Source organism: Actinomadura coerulea (genome assembly GCF_014208105.1).
In the GTDB taxonomy this organism is placed as follows: Bacteria; Actinomycetota; Actinomycetes; order Streptosporangiales; family Streptosporangiaceae; genus Spirillospora; species Spirillospora coerulea.
Window position 1 is genome coordinate 2,185,443 of record NZ_JACHMQ010000001.1, and the last position, 17,739, is coordinate 2,203,181.

At 75.6% G+C, this 17,739-nt stretch carries 13 protein-coding genes; 4 read left to right on the top strand and 9 right to left on the bottom strand.

Annotated features, from left to right (window positions below):
• Positions 1-213 precede the first annotated feature (213 nt).
• Complete coding sequence (locus BKA00_RS10155; protein ID WP_185024675.1) at positions 214-1,335, bottom strand: M24 family metallopeptidase; 1,122 nt, start codon at positions 1,333-1,335, stop codon at positions 214-216.
• Positions 1,336-1,421: 86 nt separating this feature from the next.
• Here BKA00_RS10155 and BKA00_RS10160 point away from each other — a divergent pair, with 86 nt between their 5' ends.
• The 3 genes from BKA00_RS10160 to BKA00_RS10170 all read left to right on the top strand — a co-directional run bounded on the left by BKA00_RS10160 (position 1,422) and on the right by BKA00_RS10170 (position 4,777).
• The gene (locus BKA00_RS10160) at positions 1,422-2,342 is read left to right on the top strand and encodes a 5'-3' exonuclease (RefSeq protein WP_185024676.1); all 921 of its coding nucleotides are present in this window, start codon (positions 1,422-1,424) and stop codon (positions 2,340-2,342) included.
• A gap of 205 nt (positions 2,343-2,547) precedes the next feature.
• Positions 2,548-3,273 (top strand): Crp/Fnr family transcriptional regulator, encoded by a 726-nt coding sequence (locus tag BKA00_RS10165; protein ID WP_230298854.1) that lies wholly within the window; start codon positions 2,548-2,550, stop codon positions 3,271-3,273.
• 85 nt (positions 3,274-3,358) lie between these two features.
• The gene (locus BKA00_RS10170; RefSeq protein WP_185024677.1) at positions 3,359-4,777 is read left to right on the top strand and encodes an RNB domain-containing ribonuclease; all 1,419 of its coding nucleotides are present in this window, start codon (positions 3,359-3,361) and stop codon (positions 4,775-4,777) included.
• 36 nt (positions 4,778-4,813) lie between these two features.
• On the opposite strand, the gene BKA00_RS10175 is transcribed toward BKA00_RS10170, so the two are convergent.
• The 4 genes from BKA00_RS10175 to nirB form a co-directional block, all read right to left on the bottom strand.
• Positions 4,814-5,032, bottom strand: coding sequence for a hypothetical protein (locus tag BKA00_RS10175; protein WP_230298855.1), 219 nt, complete (start codon positions 5,030-5,032; stop codon positions 4,814-4,816).
• A 137-nt stretch (positions 5,033-5,169) separates the two neighbouring features.
• Positions 5,170-6,369, bottom strand: coding sequence for an amidohydrolase family protein (locus BKA00_RS10185; RefSeq protein ID WP_221493089.1), 1,200 nt, complete (start codon positions 6,367-6,369; stop codon positions 5,170-5,172).
• A gap of 25 nt (positions 6,370-6,394) precedes the next feature.
• A complete protein-coding gene (locus tag BKA00_RS10190) occupies positions 6,395-7,867 on the bottom strand; it encodes an FAD-dependent oxidoreductase (RefSeq protein ID WP_230298856.1) in 1,473 nt (490 codons plus the stop codon).
• On the bottom strand, positions 7,864-10,365 hold the full coding sequence (gene nirB / locus BKA00_RS10195) for a nitrite reductase large subunit NirB (RefSeq protein WP_185024678.1): 2,502 nt from the start codon (positions 10,363-10,365) through the stop codon (positions 7,864-7,866). Before nirB ends, BKA00_RS10190 begins: the two co-directional genes overlap by 4 nt.
• 183 nt (positions 10,366-10,548) lie before the next feature.
• Between nirB and BKA00_RS10200 the strand changes: the two genes are divergently transcribed.
• Positions 10,549-11,355 carry an NAD-dependent protein deacetylase gene (locus tag BKA00_RS10200; protein ID WP_185033976.1) on the top strand — a complete coding sequence of 269 codons (807 nt, stop codon included), beginning with the start codon at positions 10,549-10,551 and terminating at the stop codon, positions 11,353-11,355.
• 21 nt (positions 11,356-11,376) lie between these two features.
• On the opposite strand, the gene BKA00_RS10205 is transcribed toward BKA00_RS10200, so the two are convergent.
• The 4 genes from BKA00_RS10205 to BKA00_RS10220 all read right to left on the bottom strand — a co-directional run bounded on the left by BKA00_RS10205 (position 11,377) and on the right by BKA00_RS10220 (position 17,582).
• Complete coding sequence (locus BKA00_RS10205) at positions 11,377-12,081, bottom strand: DUF4142 domain-containing protein (protein ID WP_185024679.1); 705 nt, start codon at positions 12,079-12,081, stop codon at positions 11,377-11,379.
• Between the two features lie 99 nt (positions 12,082-12,180).
• Entirely contained in the window at positions 12,181-12,660 is a 480-nt protein-coding gene (locus BKA00_RS10210) for a MarR family winged helix-turn-helix transcriptional regulator (protein WP_185024680.1), read from the bottom strand.
• Positions 12,657-15,755, bottom strand: a complete 3,099-nt coding sequence (locus BKA00_RS10215) for an FAD-binding and (Fe-S)-binding domain-containing protein (RefSeq protein WP_185024681.1) — start codon at positions 15,753-15,755, stop codon at positions 12,657-12,659. Before BKA00_RS10215 ends, BKA00_RS10210 begins: the two co-directional genes overlap by 4 nt.
• Positions 15,756-15,815: 60 nt before the next feature.
• On the bottom strand, positions 15,816-17,582 hold the full coding sequence (locus BKA00_RS10220; protein ID WP_185024682.1) for a glycoside hydrolase family 15 protein: 1,767 nt from the start codon (positions 17,580-17,582) through the stop codon (positions 15,816-15,818).
• Positions 17,583-17,739 lie beyond the last annotated feature (157 nt).

The following is a 17,739-nucleotide window of genomic DNA, read 5'->3' on the forward strand; positions in this document are numbered from 1 at the left end:
TCGACTTACTCCCGCGTAACAGTGCAACAAGGAGGTACAGGGCCGGACACCCGGATCGCAACCGGCGGAGGCGCGGTCCGGCGGATTTGATACAGAGATCGTTACCGAGTCGTTTCCGTCTCAATTTGCGCTGCCCGAAAACGGCTCGTGGGCATGAACGCAAACCCGTTCATGCCCACGGTCGTCCGGGCGCCTGGACGCCCCGGAAGGACGTCAGTCCACGATCACCAGCCCGCGCTCGGTGACGTTCATCGGCGCGTAGCCCTCCTCGGTGCACACGACGATGTCCTCGATGCGCGCGCCGTGCGGGCCGGGGTAGATGCCGGGCTCGATCGAGAAGGCCATCCCGGGCTCCAGCGGCTCGCGGTTGCCGGCGACGATGTAGGGGTCCTCGTGCGACTCCAGACCGATGCCGTGGCCCGTGCGATGGAAGAAGTGCCGGCCGTGCCCGGCGGCGGCGATGATGTCGCGGCCCGCCGCGTCCACCTCCTCCGGCGTCGCCCCCGGCCGCACGGCCTCGCAGGACGCCCGCTGCGCCTCCTCCAGGACCGCGAAGTACGCGCGGTAGTCGGCGGGCGGCTCGCCCACGCAGTAGTTGCGGGTCGAGTCCGAGCAGTAGCCGCTCGGCATCGTCCCGCCGATGTCGACCACCACGGGCTCGCCGGGGCGGATGACCCGGTCCGACAGCTCGGCGTGCGGGTTGGCGCCGTTCGGGCCCGAGCCGACGATGACGAAGTCGACCTGCGCGTGACCCTCGGCGATGATCGCGTCGGCGATGTCGCGGCCGACCTCGCGCTCGGTGCGCCCGGCCCGCAGCAGGCCGGGGACCAGGCGGTGCACCCGGTCGATCGCCTCCCCCGCCTCGCGCAGCGCCGCCACCTCCGCCGCGCTCTTGCGCATCCGCAGCTCACGCAGCACGCTCCCGGCCGCGACCTGCTCGGCGCCGGGCATCGCGCCGCGGAACCGCAGCGCCATCACCGCCCACATCCGGTCGGCCACGCCGACGGTTCCCACGTCCCGCGGGAGACGGCCGGCCACCAGCGCGTAGGGGTCGTCGGTCTCGTCCCACGGCACCAGCTCCACGCCGAGGGACCCCGCGGGCGACTCCTGCGCGGCGGGCAGCTCCAGCCGGGGGACGACCAGGAACGGCTCGGCGCCGACCGGGACCACCAGGCAGGTGAGCCGTTCCAGCTGCTTGGCGTCGTACCCGGTCACGTACCGCAGGTCGGGGCCGGGCGTCAGCAGCACCGCCCCGAGGCCCGCCTTCGCCGTCGCCTCGCGCACCAGCCCGACACGCTCGCGCGGATACAACTCCGTTGTCACATCCGTCTCCATATCTTCGATCCTTTCCCGTGGCCGCCACCAGCATCGCAGCAGCGTCCGGGCGCCCCCGACCCGGCCCGCGTGGCAGCATGTGCCCCATGAGCGGGCTGATGCTGCTGGACACGCCGTCGTTGTACTTCCGCGCCTTCTTCGGGGTGCCCGAGTCGGTGAAGGCACCCGACGGGACCCCGGTGAACGCGGTGCGCGGGCTCGTCGACATGATCGCCCGCCTCGTCCAGGACCGGCGGCCGGAGCGGCTCGTGTGCTGCATGGACGCCGACTGGCGCCCGGCGTTCCGGGTGGAGGCGCTGCCCTCCTACAAGGCGCACCGGGTGGCCGAGGACGGCGGCGACCAGACGCCCGACGCGCTGGAGGCCCAGCTCCCGGTCATCGACCAGGTGCTGGACGCCTTCGGGCTGGCGCGCGCCGGCGTCCCCGGCTACGAGGCCGACGACGTCATCGGGACGCTCGCGGTGCGGGGCGCGGCCGACGGGCCGGTCGACATCGTGACCGGCGACCGCGACCTGTTCCAGCTCGTCGACGACCGCGCCCCCGTCCGCGTGCTGTACACCGCGCGGGGAATCCGGAACCTGCAGGTGATGGGCGAGAAGGAGGTCGCGGACAAGTACGGCATCCCGGGCCGGGGCTACGGCGACTACGCCACGCTGCGCGGCGACCCGAGCGACGGGCTGCCCGGGGTGCCCGGGGTCGGCGACAAGACCGCCGCCGCGCTCGTCACCCGGTTCGGATCGGTCGAGGGGATCCTCGCCGCGCTCGACGCCGGAACCGACGAGGGGTTCCCGGCGGGCGCGCGCCGCAGGATGGAGGCGGCCCGCGAGTACCTGGCCGCCGCCGAGACGGTGGTGCGGGTCGTCACCGACATCGACGCCCCTGAGCTGGCGGGCCTGGACGACCGGCTGCCCGCCGAGCCGCGCGACGCCGAGGCGCTCGTCCGGCTCGCCGACACCTGGAACCTTTCCAGCCCGGTCAACCGCCTCCTGAACGCGCTCTCGCGCTGAGCGCCGTTTTCGCTGCAATTTGCGCCGAGAGTGTCAGATGACACAGACAGCGCGGTCTCCGGCGTGCAGCATGCTCAGCGGTGAGGGTTTCTCATTGGCACATGCAGGCGACCGGTATCCGCGGCACTTGGGCCTCCACGCCCCACTCCCCCCAATTGCCGTGGGTGCCGGTTCATCCGAACCCCGGACCGGAGACGGACGTGCCGTGACCGAGCGGACCCGAACCCGCGGCGGCCCCGCCGCGGGCCCCGGCGGCGGATTCTGGGCCGCGCTGGACGGACCGGAGCGCGCGGCGCTGCGGTCCGCCGGGCGGGCGCGGAGCTACCAGCCGAGGACGCCCCTGTGCTACCAGGGCGACGACTCCGACCACATCATCGTCATCGAGTCGGGCTGGGCGAAGGTCGCCTGCGCCGGCGAGGACGGCCGGGCGGTGGTGCTCGCCGTGCGCGGCCCCGGCGACCTCGTCTGCGAGAGCGCGGTGCTCGGCGGCCGCGAGCGGTCGGCGACCGTGCAGGCGCTCGACCACGTCCGGGCGCTGATCGTCCCGGCGGCCCGGTTCACCGCCTTCCTGGACGCCCACCCCCGGGTGTGGCGGCTGGTCAGCGGCACGTTCGTGCGGCGGCTCGACGACGCCGACCGCAGGCTGCGGGCGCACGTGTCGGCGCAGGGCGCCCGGCGGCTGGCGATCCTGCTGGCGGGCCTGGCCGAGCTGTCGGCCCGGCACGCCCCGCCCGCCGCCGGCGGGGCGATCGCGATCGGGCCGCCGCTGTCGCAGGAGGAGCTCGGCAGCTGGATGGACGCCTCCCGGGAGACCGTCGCGCGGGCGCTGTCCACGCTGCGGCGCGAGGGGCTGGTCAGCACCGGCTGGCGCAGGATCACCGTGGAGGATCCGCCGGGGCTGCGCGCGTTCGCGGACTCCCCGGACGAGTGAGGCCGGCACCGGGCCGGCGGGCCCGGTGCCTTTACATTGTAGATCCGCAGCGGAATCGGGGGGTTCGTCCCGTACGCTCGGTCGTGTGCCGCGCCGAACGCTGCGACTGCGTACCGCCGAGGCCGACGCCGAGGTCCGCGCGGGGCTCGACCGGATCCGCGCCGAGTTCTCGGTGCCCGGCGCGTTCCCGCCCGCCGCCCTCGCCGAGGCCGCCGCGTCCGCGCCGCCCCTGAACGGCCGGGCGGACCTGCGCGACGTCCCGTTCTTCACCCTGGACCCGCCCGGCTCGCTCGATCTCGACCAGGCGATGCACCTGGAGCGGCGCGGGTCCGGTCACCGGGTGCGGTACGCGATCGCCGACGTGGCCGGGTTCGTCCGCCCGGGCGGCGCGCTCGACACCGAGGCGCGCGCCCGCGGCGTCACGCTCTACCTGCCGGACGCGAACTCGCCGCTGCATCCGCGCCCCCTGTCGGAGGGGAGCGCGAGCCTGCTGCCCGGCCGGGAGCGCCCCGCCGTGGCCTGGACGATCGACATCGACGACGCGGGCCGTATCACCGGCGTGGACGTGCGGCGCGCCCTCGTGCGCAGCCGCGCACGGCTCGACTACGCCACCGCCCGCCGCGGCGGAGGCGACCCGCGGATCGCGCTGCTCGGCGAGATCGGCGAGCGGCTCGTCGCGGCGGAGGCGGCGCGCGGCGGCGTGAGCCTGCCGCTGCCCGAGCAGGAGGTCGTGCACGCGGGCGGCGGCTGGGCGCTCAAGCTGCGCGGCGACCTGGCGACCGAGGCGTGGAACGCGCAGATCTCGCTGCTGACGGGGCGGGCCGCGGCCCGGCTCATGCTGGAGGGCGGCGTCGGGCTGCTGCGCACCATGCCGCCCGCGCCCGCCGAGGCGGTCGAGCGGCTGCGGCTGGCGGCCCGGGCCCTCGGGGTCTGCTGGCCCGGGGACGCCTCCTACGGGGACATCGTCCGCGCCCTGGACCCGGCGCTGCCCCGGCACGCGGCGTTCCTGCACGACGCGGCGGGGCTGATGCGCGGCGCCGGCTACACCGCCTTCGACGGGGCCCCGCCGCGGCAGGCCGCGCACGCCGCCGTCGCCGCCCCGTACGCGCATGTCACCGCGCCGATCCGGCGGCTGGCCGACCGGTACGCCACGGAGGTGTGCCTGGCGCTGGCGGCGGACCGCCCCGTCCCGCACTGGACGCGCGAGGCGCTGCCGCTGCTGCCCGAGGCGATGCAGCGGGCGCTGCGCCGCGGCGCGGACGTCGACCGCGCGTGCGTCGACCTGGTCGAGGCGCTGCTCCTGCGCGACCACGTCGGGGACGTGTTCGACGCGGTGGTGGTGGACGTGAACGGCGACCGCGCCGGCGGGCGCGTCCAGCTGGTGGCGCCGCCGGTGTTCGGCCGCTGCGACGGGGAGGGGCTGCCGCTCGGCGAGCAGGTCAGGGTGCGGCTGGAGGAGGCGGACCCGGCGCGCCGCCGGGTCCGCTTCTCGCGTGCGTCGTGAGCCCCGCCCGCCGCGCCCGGCGGCCGGGGCGGGCGGTCACCGGCGGCCGCGGCGGCGCGGCCGCCAGCTCGCGGAGGCGCCGGTGCCGACGCCGCCGAGGTGCAGGGCGATCAGCAGCAGGCCGAGGACGGTCAGGGTGCTGTTGTTGATGGCGTCCGAGGAGATGTCGGCCAGGTCGAACAGCAGGGCAAGGGCGAAGACGATCGCGGCGACGATCGCGAGCATGTCGGCCTCCGTGGGGGTCGGGGGGCCCACGGCGGGCCCCTCGGCTGCCTACCGGATCTCCTCGGGCCGGCTCCCGAAACCGCGGCCCCTTTCCGGCCGTCCGATACTCGCATTTCCGGCGGAACAAGCGTTTCCGCCGGTCAGCGGCCGGTCACGCGGCGTGCCCCCTACGGCCCGCCGGGAGCGTCCCGTCCGCCCGCGAGCACGGCTCGGGCGCGCTCGGTCATGCGGACGACCTCGCGGCGCACCTGCGGGCGCTCGGTGAGCCGCTCGCCGAACGGGATCCGGACCGGGTGCTCCACGCCGCCGTCGGCGACGGCGAACTCGATGCCCTCCGCGTCCAGGCCGGTCATCCGGGCCGCGGTCGCGCCCGGGCGCCCGCCGAGCGCGCGGCAGATGGTCAGGCAGTCGGCGGCGTGGTCCTCGTTCATGTGCCGGGCGATCTGCCTGACCACGTCGTCGGTGAAGGGTCCCGCGTCGGGCATGCGATGGTCCTCTCCGCCGGGCGGCGGGACGGTCAGGCCCTTGTAGACCTGGAGGGCGTTGCCGGCCAGGACGAGCGCGAGGGTCTCCTCGTCCAGGCCGAGGGCGGCGACGGCGCGGGCGTTGCGGGCGATGCCGGGGACGCCGGGCCAGTCGGTGCCGAAGACGAATCTGCGGGCCAGGCGCCGCAGGTCGTGCCCGGCGTAGTACTCGGGGAGCCGGCGGGGCGGCAGCCCGGACAGCTCGATCCACACCTCCTCGCGGGACAGCGCGAGGAACGCGGCGGCGTCGTACCACCAGCCGCGGCCGCCGTGGGCGAGGACGAACGTCAGGCCGGGGAACAGCCGCAGCACGTCGTCGACCGCGGTGGGGTCGGCGTACCGGTTGACCGAGCCGGGGAACGAGCTGGTCCCGCAGTGCACGACGACGGGGACGCCCGCGTCGCGGCACACCTGGTAGGCGGGGTAGAGCTCGGGGTCGGCGACGCTGAACCCGCCGTGCACCGGGTGAAGCTTGAGCGCGACGGCGCCGAGCCGGAGCTGCCGCTCGACCTCGGCGCCGATCGGGTGGTGCAGGTGCGGGTTGACGTTGGCGACCGGCCTGAAGCGCCGCGGGTTGTGCTCCAGCAGGGGCAGCAGGTCCTCGATGGGCTGGGTGCCGGTGGTCCGCGGGCTGTACTCGCACAGCAGCAGGGCGACGTCGACGCCCTCGGCCTCGAAGTAGGCGTCCACCCGCTCGGGCACGAGCGCGCCGTCCCCGTCGTAGAGGTCCTGCCATGGGTGGGACGAGCCGAACTCCTCGGCCCAGCGCCGCCAGGCCGGGCGGAGCGTGGGCAGCCGGGCGGCGTGCACGTGCGCGTCGATCAGCGGGCGTCCGTCGAGCATGCGGCGGAGCCTACCCGCCGCCCTCTCAGGCGACGTCCACGGTGTCCTGCTCCTCCAGCCAGGCGACGATGCCCTCGACGGCGGAGCGGCAGCTTCCGCAGCCGGTGCTCGCCCGGGTGGCGCGCGCGACGGCCTCGGCCGTGCGGGCGCCGCCCTGCCAGCAGGCGCGGATATGGCCCTTGCTGACGTTGTTGCACTGGCAGACGGTCGCCGCGTCCGGCATCCGCACCGGCGACCCGGCCTCGGGCGCCGCGCCGGCGCCGGGGAACAGCAGTCCGAGGCGCTCGGCGGGCAGCGGCGAGGCCCGGTCGTAGAGCTGGGTGAGCGTCCCGGCGGTGGAGGTCTCGCCGAGCAGGATCGCGCCGATCAGCCGCCCGTCCCGGATCACGGCCTTCTTGTAGGTGCCGCGCGCCGCGTCGGTGAACCGGACGACCTCCACGTCCTCGTCGTCGTCGCCGAAGTGCGTCTCCCCCATCGACGCCAGCTCGATCCCGGCGGCCTTGAGCCGGGTGATCTGGCGGGCGCCGGTGAACCGCGCCGCGGGGTCGGTGCCGGCGAGCAGCCCCGCGAGCACCGCCGCCTGCTCCCACGCGGGCGCCACCAGCCCGTACACCTCGTCGCGGTGCTCGGAGCACTCGCCGATGGCGCGGACGGACGGGTCGGTGACCGACCGCAGCTCGTCGTCGACGATCACGGCCCGGCCGACGGCCAGGCCCGCGTCCCGGGCCAGGCCCACCTCGGGCCGGACGCCGCAGGACAGCACGACCAGGTCGGCCTCGACGACCTCCGTGCCGCCGCCGGGCAGGGCCAGCTCGACGCCGGTCACCGCGCCGCCGGCCGTGCGCAGCCCCGTGACGGCGGCCTGCAGCCGCGTGCCGATGCCGAGGGCCCCCAGCGTGCGGGCCAGGACCTTCCCCGCGGCGGGGTCGAGCTGGCGTTCCATGAGGTGCCCGGCCAGGTGCAGGACGGTCACCTCCAGGCCCCGCCCGGTGAGGCCGCGCGCGGCCTCGATGCCGAGCAGGCCGCCGCCGACGACCACCGCGCGGCGCGCCGACTCGGCCAGGACGGAGATGCGGCGGCAGTCCTCCAGGGTGCGGAACACCTGCGCGCCGTCCGGCAGGCCGTCCTCCAGGCCCGGCATCGGCGGCACGAACGCGGTGCTGCCGGTCGCGAGGACGAGCGTGCCGTAGGGCGTGACGGTCCCGTCGGAGGCGTGCACGGCCTGGGCCTCGCGGTCGACGCGGGTGACCTCGACGCCGAGCCGGGCGTCCACGCCGTGCGAGGCGTACCAGGCGGCGTCGACCAGACTGATGTGGTCGGGCCGCGTCTTCCCGGCGAGGACGTTCGACAGCAGGATCCGGTTGTAGGGGCGCTGGGCCTCCGCGCCGAACACCGTCACCGGCGTCGCGGCGTCCCGGGACCGCAGCTCGTCCACGAACCGGGAGCCGGCCATGCCGTTGCCGACGACGACCACTCCCGCCGCACCGGCGGCGCTCACCGCTTCACCTCCAGGGGGAGGGGCTTGATCTGGTCGCGCTCGACCCCGAAGGCGATGCTCGGGTCGGGTGTCTGCGGCGCGTTGACGAACGAGACGAACCGGCGGAGCCGCTCGGGGTCCTCCAGGGTGTCCCGCCACTCGTCGGAGTAGGTCGCGACGTGGCGGGCCATGGCCGCGTCGAGGTCGGCGCAGATGCCGAGCCGGTCGTCCACGATGACCTCGCGCAGGTAGTCCAGGCCGCCGTCGAGGGACTCCAGCCAGCTCGCTGTGCGCTGGAGCCGGTCAGCGGTGCGGATGTAGAACATCAGGAACCGGTCGATGCAGGTCAGCAGCTCATCGTCGGTGAGGTCGGTGGCGAACAGGTCCGCGTGCCGGGGCCGCATGCCGCCGTTCCCGGCGAGGTAGAGGTTCCAGCCGTTCTCGGTGGCGATGACGCCGAAGTCCTTGCTCTGCGCCTCGGCGCACTCGCGGGCGCAGCCGGACACGGCCGACTTCAGCTTGTGCGGGGCGCGCAGCCCCCGGTAGCGCATCTCCAGCCGGATCGCCATCGCGGCCGAGTCCTGGACGCCGTAGCGGCACCAGGTGGAGCCCACGCACGACTTCACCGTGCGCAGGGCCTTGCCGTAGGCGTGGCCGGACTCGAACCCGGCCTCGACGAGCCGCCGCCAGATCTCGGGCAGCTGCTCGACGCGGGCGCCGAACAGGTCGATCCGCTGGCCGCCGGTGATCTTGGTGTAGAGGCCGAAGTCGCGCGCCACCTCCCCGATCACGATGAGCCTCTCCGGGGTGATCTCACCGCCGGGGACACGCGGGACCACCGAGTACGTGCCGTTCTTCTGCAGGTTGGCCAGGAAGTGGTCGTTGGTGTCCTGCAGCGCCGCCTGCTCGCCCTCCAGGATGTGGCCGTTGCCCAGGCTGGCGAGGATGGAGGCCACGGCGGGCTTGCAGATGTCGCAGCCGCGGCCCTTCCCGTGCTCCTGGACGAGCCGGGTGAAGCTCTCGACCCGCCCGGCCCGGACGATGTCGAACAGCTCGGCGCGGCTGTAGTCGAAGTGCTCGCAGATCGCCCTGCTGACCTCGATCCCCGCGGCGGTCAGCTCGGCGTCCAGGATCCGCTTCACCAGCGGGACGCAGCTGCCGCAGCTCGTCCCGGCCCTGGTGCGGTCCTTCACGCCCGCGACATCGGTCAGGGAGCACTCGGCGACCGCGCACCGGATGCCCTCGGCGGTGACGTTGTTGCAGGAGCAGATGACCGTCGCACCCGGCAGGTCGCCGCCCGCCGCCTCGGTGCCGCCGAACAGCATCTGCTCGGGGGCGCCCGGCAGGCCGCCGCCGACGTGGGCGCGGAGCGTGCCGTAGGACTCGGCGTCGCCGACGAGGACGCCGCCGAGCAGGGTCCGCGCGTCGTCGCTGACGACGAGCCGCTTGTAGACCCCGGCGACCGGGTCGGTGTAGGTGACGCCGAGCGCGCCCTGCTCGGGACCGGCGAACGGGTCGCCGAAGCTGGCGACGTCGACGCCCATCAGCTTGAGCTTGGTGGACATGTCCGCGCCCTCGAACACCGCCGTGCTCGCGGGGGACAGCAGCCGGTCGGCGACCACCTCGGCCATCGAGAAGCAGGGCCCGACGAGCCCGTACACCGTGCCGCCGACCAGGGCGCACTCGCCGATCGCGAAGACGGCGGGGTCCTCGGTGCGGCAGGAGGAGTCCACCACGATCCCGCCGCGCTCCCCCACCGGCAGGCCGCAGCCGCGGGCCAGCTCGTCGCGCGGGCGGATCCCGGCGGAGAACACCACGACCTCGGCGTCGAGGACCGTGCCGTCCTCCAGGACGACGCGCCGGACCGAGCCGTCCTCCCCCGCCTCCAGGGCGCGCATGGGGGTTCCCGCGTGCACGGCCATGCCGAGCGCCTCGATGTGGCGGCGCAGCATCGCGCCGCCGCCCTCGTCCAGCTGGCGCGGCATCAGCCACGGCGCCACCTCGACGACGCCGCTGCGCAGGCCGAGGCCCTGGATCGCGCGGGCCGCCTCCAGCCCGAGCAGGCCGCCGCCGACGACGGCGCCGGTGGCCCTGCCCCGCGCGTACGCGCGGATCGCGTTCAGGTCGTCGATCGTGCGGTACACGAACACTCCCGGCAGGTCCCGGCCCTGGACCGGCGGGACGAACGGCGCGGACCCCGTTGCCAGGACGAGCGCGTCGTAGGGGACGGCGCTCCCCGCCGAGGTGGCGACCGTCCGGGCGGCGCGGTCGATCCCGGTGACCCGCTCCCCGGTCCGCACGGTGACCGCGCCGTCGTGCGCCGGGTAGGCGAGGTCGGCGCCCTCCAGATGCGTCGTGAGCGCCACGCGGTCGTAGGCGGTGCGGGGCTCCTCGCCGATCACCGTGATCGTCCACGTGCCGGCGGCGTCGCGCTCGCGCACCGCCTCCACCAGGCGGTGCGCGGCCGGCCCGTGGCCGGCGACGACCAGGCGCTTGTCCGGTCTGCTGTCGGCTCCCATGGGACCGATCCTCGGCGGCCCGTATTTCTTGCGGGGATCTTCCCTGTCACCCCCGCGTTAAGTGGCCCTCACAGCCGCCCGGCCCGCGATGCCGGGCGGGCCGCCCGTCCCGCACCCGCGCCGGTCGTGCACCATGGAAGGGTGACGGAGCTCGCGGGGAACGGGACCCGGACCGGCCTGCCGATGCTGGCCGACCTCGTCTCGGACGGCGACGTGGTGGTGCTGAGCGGCGCGGGGCTGTCCACGGAGTCGGGCATTCCCGACTACCGCGGGGAGACGGGCCGGCGGCGGCGCGCGGAGCCGATGACCTACCAGGCGTTCACCGGGAGCGAGGCGGCGCGGCGCCGCTACTGGGCGCGCAGCCACCTCGGCTGGCGGCACATCGCGCGGGCCCGCCCGAACGCCGGGCACCGCGCGGTCGCGGAGCTGCAGCGGCGCGGCCTGCTGACGGGGATCATCACCCAGAACGTCGACGGGCTCCAGCAGGCCGCGGGCGCGCGCGGCGTGATCGAGCTGCACGGCGCGCTGGACCGCGTCCTGTGCCTGGCGTGCGGCGAGCGGTCCGCGCGCGAGCGGCTGGAGGAGCGGCTGCGCGCGGCCAACCCCGGCTGGAGCGCCCGCGCCGAGACGATCAACCCCGACGGCGACGCCGTCCTGCGCGACGAGGCCGTCGAGGCGTTCCGGACCGTGGGCTGCGAGCGGTGCGGCGGCGTGCTCAAGCCCGATGTGATCTTCTTCGGGGAGAACGTGCCCCCGGCCCGCGTCGGGGACTGCTACGCGCTGACGGAGCGGGCGGGGGCGCTGCTGGTGCTGGGGTCGTCGCTGACCGTGCTGTCTGGCTACCGGTTCGTCCGGCACGCGGCGCGGCACGGCGTCCCGGTGGCGATCGTCAACCGCGGCGCGACCCGGGGCGACCCGCACGCCCTGCTCACGCTGGACGCCCCGCTCGGCGCCACCCTGGACGCGCTGGTCGCCGGGCTGCCCGCCTGACCTCGGCCGGGCCGCCCCGGCCTACCCGCCCAGCAGCGAGGTCGCGGCCGGCGCCGGGGCGTGCGAGTGCCCGGGGGCCCCGGGCGGGGGCGCGCCGGTGGCCCGGGGCGGGTCGGGCAACATGTCGCCGGTGACGAAACCGGTGTCCTCCAGCAGCCGCATGTGGGTGCGGACGAACGTCTCGCACTGCTCGGAGAAGCCGCGCACGAGCGTGTTGCGGGTGCTGCCGCGGACGGCGGCGATCGCCGGGTAGATCTGCCCGTGCGCCATCCGCAGGCGGGCGACGGCGGTCCGGTCGTAGTCGTTCCCCGACTTTCCGGTGATCTCCGACATCCAGCTCTGCTGGTCCGGGCTGGGCTCGTTCGGCAGCGGGACGTTCAGCTTGGCGGCGACCGCGCGGTCCAGCTCGTCCAGCCGGGCGTGCTGGCGGGCGATCTCGCCGAGGTTGCGGCGGGTCGCGGCCCGCGCGGCGCGGCGCTCGGCCTCCCGGCCGACGGGGATCTCCCACAGCCCCGCCTGCCGGACCCGCACGACCAGGTCGCGGTCGGCGGGGCCGAGCGGCCCCCACGGGGTGTCGACGGTGGCCTGGGCCGCGTTCCGGGCGTTCGCCTGCGGGGCCACGGCGCCGCCGTCGGCGGCCTGGCGGCCGATCGGCGCGCAGGCGCCGAGGACCAGCGCCGCGGCGAGCGCGCACGCCGCGGCGGCGACCGGTCGGGGTTCTCGCATCCGCCGCCGCCTTTCGGGTCGGGGAGAGGGGCGTCGTCGCGCAGTACGCGCGCCGGGGCGGGAAGGTTCGACCCGGCGCGGACCGGAACGGGCCGGGCCTCAGGTCCAGCCGAGCTGGGCCAGCGAGGTGACGGGCGGTTCGCCGCCGGCCTCGGTGAAGGCGCGCAGGGTCTCGACGAGGGCGCGCCGCTGCCCGGCCGGCATCCGGGCGACCACGGCGGCGATGTCGGCGCGGCGGCGGGCGGTCACGTCGTCGACGATGCCGCGCCCGGCCGGGGTGAGCTGGATGCGGACCTCGCGGCCGCTGTCGGGGCTGGCCTGCCGGTCCACCAGCCCGGCGGCGGCCAGCCGGTCCACCATCCGCATCGCGGTCGAGGAGTTGACCTCCAGGAGCCCGGCGAGCGTCACGAGCTTGGCCGGCCCCTGCGAGGACAGCACCACCAGGAGCCGGAACTGCGGCAGCGTGACGGCACCCTCCACCGCGGCCAGCGAGCGCACCGAGACCGCCACCAGCAGGCGGGACGCGGTCAGCAGCGCCGAGGTCACCGCGTCGACGCCGTCGTCGTGCAGCTCGTTCATGACGACTTTCTCCAGGGGCCCGTCCCGCGCCCGCCAACGCGGGCCGGGACCCCTCCGCCACCGGTCACCGGCCCTCCCCCGTCCGGGAGGAGGTCGGCGAGGAGTTCGGCGAGATGGCGCGGCCGGGCGGCGGTGCCCGCCTCGATCTGCGTCCGGCAGGAGAACCCGTCGGCGAGGACCGCCGTCTCCTCACCGGCGTCCCGCACCGCGGGCCACACGCCCCGCTCGGCGACGGCGGTGGAGACCTCGTAGTGGCCCGCCTCGAAGCCGAAGTTCCCGGCGAGACCGCAGCATCCGGCGTCCAGCGTCCGCACGTCGACCCCGGCGCGCGCCAGCACGCGCTCGTCGGCGCCGAACCCCATGACGGCGTGCTGGTGGCAGTGCGGCTGGGCGATCGCGCGGACCTTCGGCCGGTCGAGCCCTGCGACCACGTCGTGCGACGCGCCGGGCGAGACGCCGCCTGACTCCCGCTGGTGCTCGTCGAGCAGCTCGGCGAGGGTCCGGGTCTGGTCGCGGAGCCGCTTGACGTCGTCCTCCACCGCGTCGCCCTCCATCAGCTCCGGGGCGTCGGCCCGGAAGACCGCGGTGCAGCTGGGCTCCAGCCCGATCACGGGGACGCCGTCGCGCAGCCGCGGCGCGAGCGCCCGCACGGTGCGGCGCAGCACGCGGGCGGCCGTGCCGAGCTGCCCCGTGGAGATCCAGGTCAGGCCGCAGCACAGCGGTACCGGCGGCACCTCGACCCGGTAGCCGGACGCCTCCAGGACGCGGACCGCCGCCTTGCCGATGTGCGGGTGGAAGTTGTCGGTGAAGGTGTCGGGCCACAGCACCACCCGCCGGCCGCCGCCGCCCGCGGGCCGGCGCCTGAACCAGTCGGTGAACCGCTCGGCGGCGAAGCGCGGCATCTCCCGGCGCGGGTCGACGCCGCCGATCCGCTTGGCGGCGCGGCCCAGGACGGGGGCGTGCAGCGCGGCGTTCGCGGCGCCCGGCGCGAGCGCGGCGACGCGGGCCCACAGCGGCAGCCACCCCATGGTGTAGTGCGCGGGCGGCCGGACGCGTCCCTTGTAGTGGTGGGCGAGGAACTCGGCCTTGTAGGTGGCCATGTCCACGTTCACGGGGCATTCGCTGCGGCACCCCTTGCACGCCAGGCACAGGTCGAGGGCGTCGCGGACGTCCCGCGACCGCCATCCGTCGGTGATGACGGCCGCGCCGCCCGGGCCCGGCACCGCCGGGTCCGGCACGGCGCCGCCGGGCATCCCGCGCATCATCTCCATCAGCAGGCGGGCCCGGCCGCGGGTGGAGTGCTCCTCCTCCCCCGTCACCCGGTAGCTCGGGCACATGACGCCGCCCGAGGACGCCCGGCACTTGCCGATCCCGACGCAGCGGGCCGCGGCGTGGGTGAAGCGGTGGTGGTCGTCGGGGAAGGAGAAGTGGGTGCGCGGCTCGGCCGGGTCGTAGGAGACATGGTCGAGGTCGTCGTCCAGCCGGTACGGGTGGACGACCTTGCCGGGGTTCATCCGGTTCCCCGGGTCGAAGACCGCCTTGAACCGCTCGAACAGGCGGACCACCTCGTCCCCGAACATGATCGGCAGCAGCTCGCCGCGGGACTGCCCGTCGCCGTGCTCGCCCGACAGCGACCCGCCGTAGTCCGCGACGAGGCGGGCGGCGCGCTCGGCGAAGCGCCGGTACCCGCCGGCGCCGCGGTCGTCCTCCAGGTCGAACGGGATGCGGGTGTGCACGCAGCCCTGCCCGAAGTGCCCGTACAGGGAGACGGGGCCGTAGCCGAACTCCTCGATGAGGGCGCGGAAGTCGCGCAGGTAGTCGCCGAGCCGGCCGGGCGGGACGGCGGCGTCCTCCCAGCCCTCGTGCGTGTCGGACCGTCCCGGCGGATAGGCGGTCGCGCCGAGGCCCGCCTCGCGCACCTTCCAGAGCAGCTCCTCCTCGCGCGGGTCGTGCACGAAGGTGCAGCGCGGCGGGTTCGGGCCGTTCTCCAGGTCCTCGATGAGCGACCGGGCCCTGCCGTCGGCCTCGTCCTTGGTGTCGCCGCCGAAGCGGACCATGAGCCAGCCCGCTCCCTCCGGCATGTCCTTCACCACCCGGGGCGCGGCGAGGTGGTCGCGCTTGGCCAGGCCGAGGAGCCGCTCATCCATGCCCTCCAGCGCGAGGGGCCGCGACGGCAGGACGCGCGGCACGGCGTCGCCGGCCTCCGCGATGCCGTCGTAGCCGAGGACGGCGAGCGACTCGAACGCCGGGACCGGCACCAGGCATATCTCCGCGCGCAGCACGGCCACGAGCGTGCCCTCCGAGCCGACGAGGGCGCGGGCCACGTCGAAGCCCTTCTCCGGCAGCAGCGAGTCCAGGTTGTAGCCGGACACGCGGCGCGGGATGTCGGGGTAGCGGGTGCGGATCAGCTCCATGCCCTCGTCGCGCAGGTCGCGCAGCGCCCGGTAGATCTCGGCGCGCCGGCCGCCCTCGGCCTGGATCCGCTCGTACTCCTCCTGCGAGGTCTCGCCGACCCACATCCGCAGCCCGTCGTAGGTCAGCACCTCCAGCCGCACGACGGAGTCGACCATCTTCCCGTAGGCCTGCGCCGACGCGCCGCACGAGTTGTTGCCGATCATCCCGCCGATCGTGCAGGTGTCGTGGGTGGAGGGCTTGGGCCCCACCATGAGGCGGTGCTCCGCCAGCCGCTCGTTCAGGTCGTCCAGGCACGCGCCGGGCTCCACGACGGCACGGCGGGCCCGCGGGTCGACCGACACCAGCGCGCGGCAGTACTTGGACCAGTCGACGACCACCGCGTGGTTGACGCACTGCCCGGCCAGGCTCGTCCCGCCGCCCCGGGACAGGACCGGCACGTCGTGCTCGGCGCAGACCCGGACGGCCTCCGCTCCGGCCTCGACCGTCCGCGGGACCACCACCCCGATGGGCGGCTGCTGGTAGTTGGACGAGTCGTGGGAGTAGGCGGCCCGGGAGCCGGGATCGAACCGGACCTCGCCGTCCACCCTCGCGGCGAGCGCGCGCCGCAGCGCGGCCTCCCCCCGCGGTGCTTCGGCCGCTCGCCTCTGCTCCCGCCTGGTTCCCTCCGTCGAAACAGCCATGTCAGGACGACTAACCCGCCCACCGCGGTTCACTCCTCCGGGCCCGACGCCCGCCCGCGGTCAGGCGGCGAGGCGGGAGGCGGCCTCCAGCAGCAGGGCGTGCACGAACGCCTGGGGCATGTTGCCGCGCAGCTGCCGCTGCCTGACGTCGTACTCCTCGGAGAACAGGCCGCTGGTCGCGCAGCCCGACCGGGTCCGCTCGAAGGCGGCGAGGGCGCGGGCGGTGTCGCCCTGGCGCTCCTCGGCGAGGGCGAGGAAGAAGCCGCAGAGGATGAAGGCGCCCTCGGCCACGCCGAGCGGCTCGTCCCCGACCCGGTACCGGTAGACGAACCCCTCGTCGACGAGGTCCTCGCGCACCGCCCGAAGCGTGGCGGCGGTGCGCGGGTCGTCGCTCGGGAGCGCCCCCCGCAGCGGCGGGATGAGCAGCGCCGCGTCCACGCGGTCGTCGCCGGGCGCGCGCCTCCACCGGCCCTCCGGGGCCAGCGAGGTCCGGGACGTCTCGGCGAGGATGGCGTCGGCGAGCGCGGTCCACCGGCCGGCGTCCGCGCGCCCGGCCAGCGTCCGGGCCGCCTGGCGCAGGCCCGCGACGCAGGTCAGGCGCGAGTGCGTCCACAGGTCGTCGTGGATCTCCCAGATCCCCGCCTCGGGCGCGGTCCAGCGGCGCGCGACCGCCCCGGCCGCGACGCGGGCGGCCTCCACCGCCTCCGGGTCACGGCGGTCGTGCTCGGCGGCGGCGGACAGCAGCAGCAGCGCCTCCCCCAGCGCGTCCAGCTGGAACTGCTCGCCCGCCTTGTTCCCGAAGACCGCCTGGGCGCCGGGGTAGCCGGGCAGGCCGCTGGTGCTCTCGGCCGGCACCGGCCCGCCGGTGACGGTGTAGGCGGGTTTCAGCCGCTCCCCGTCGGCGAGGACGCGGGCCGACACGAACTCCACGGCGTCGCGCAGCAGGCGGGGCGGGCCGCCGTGGAGGGCGACGGCGCGCCCGGCGAAGCACTGGTCGCGGATCCAGGCGTAGCGGTAGTCGAAGTTGCGTCCCTCGTTGGAGCGTTCCGGCAGCGCCGTCGTGGCGGCGGCGACCATCCCGCCGCCGGAGGAGGTGAGCCCGGTGAGGACGGAGTAGGCGAGGCGGGCGTCGCGCGGGGCGATGGTGTCGCGGCAGTCCGGCACGGCCCCGCGCCAGTCCCGCTCCGTGGCCTCCCACAGGCCGGCGGCGTCCAGCGGGCCGCGGGCCCCGCCTTCGGCGATCTCCAGGACCAGGTCGCGGGTCTCCCCCTCGTCCAGGTCGAAGGCGAGTTCGAGCGCGGGCCCGCCGTCGGCGCCCTCCCGTACGGCGGCCTCCTCCGCTCCGCGCCAGCGCAGCGAGGCGCCTCCGCCGCCGGCCGTCCAGTCCGGGCCGTCCCGGCGCGGGTCGCGCATGCGGGGCGCGCCGGGACCGGTGCGGACGTCCAGCAGGGCCCGGACGCGGGAGCGGCCGCGGACGGCCCGGCACGTTCGCAAAATGACCACCCGGTCAGGCTCCGCCGGACGGGCGAGGGCCTCGCGGCACTCCAGGATCGCGCCGCCGCCGGTCACCCACCGGCTGTGCCAGATGAGCCCGCGGTCCTCGTAGTAGCCGCCCCAGACCCACCGCCCGGGAGCGGGCTGCACCACGTACGCGCCTCCGCCGCCGAGCAGTCCCGCGAAGACGGGCGGCGAGTCCCAGGCCGGGAAGCACATCCACGCGTACTCCCCGTGCGGGCCCACGAGAACGCCGCGTTCACCGTCGGCTATGAGAGCGTAGTCGCGGAGGGCCTTGGGGCGGGAGTCCTTGGCTCCGAGGTCGTCCAGCATGCCCTTCCACTACCCCGGGACCTGCCGTTACTCGGAGTCGAGCGGAGGGGCGATCCTACTGCCCCGGGCTGCCCGTCCGGGCCGCCTCGCGGGCTGCCGGACGGCTCGGACGACGCCCCGGCCAGGTCCTGTCTCGAAGTGACCTCGGCCACGCGCG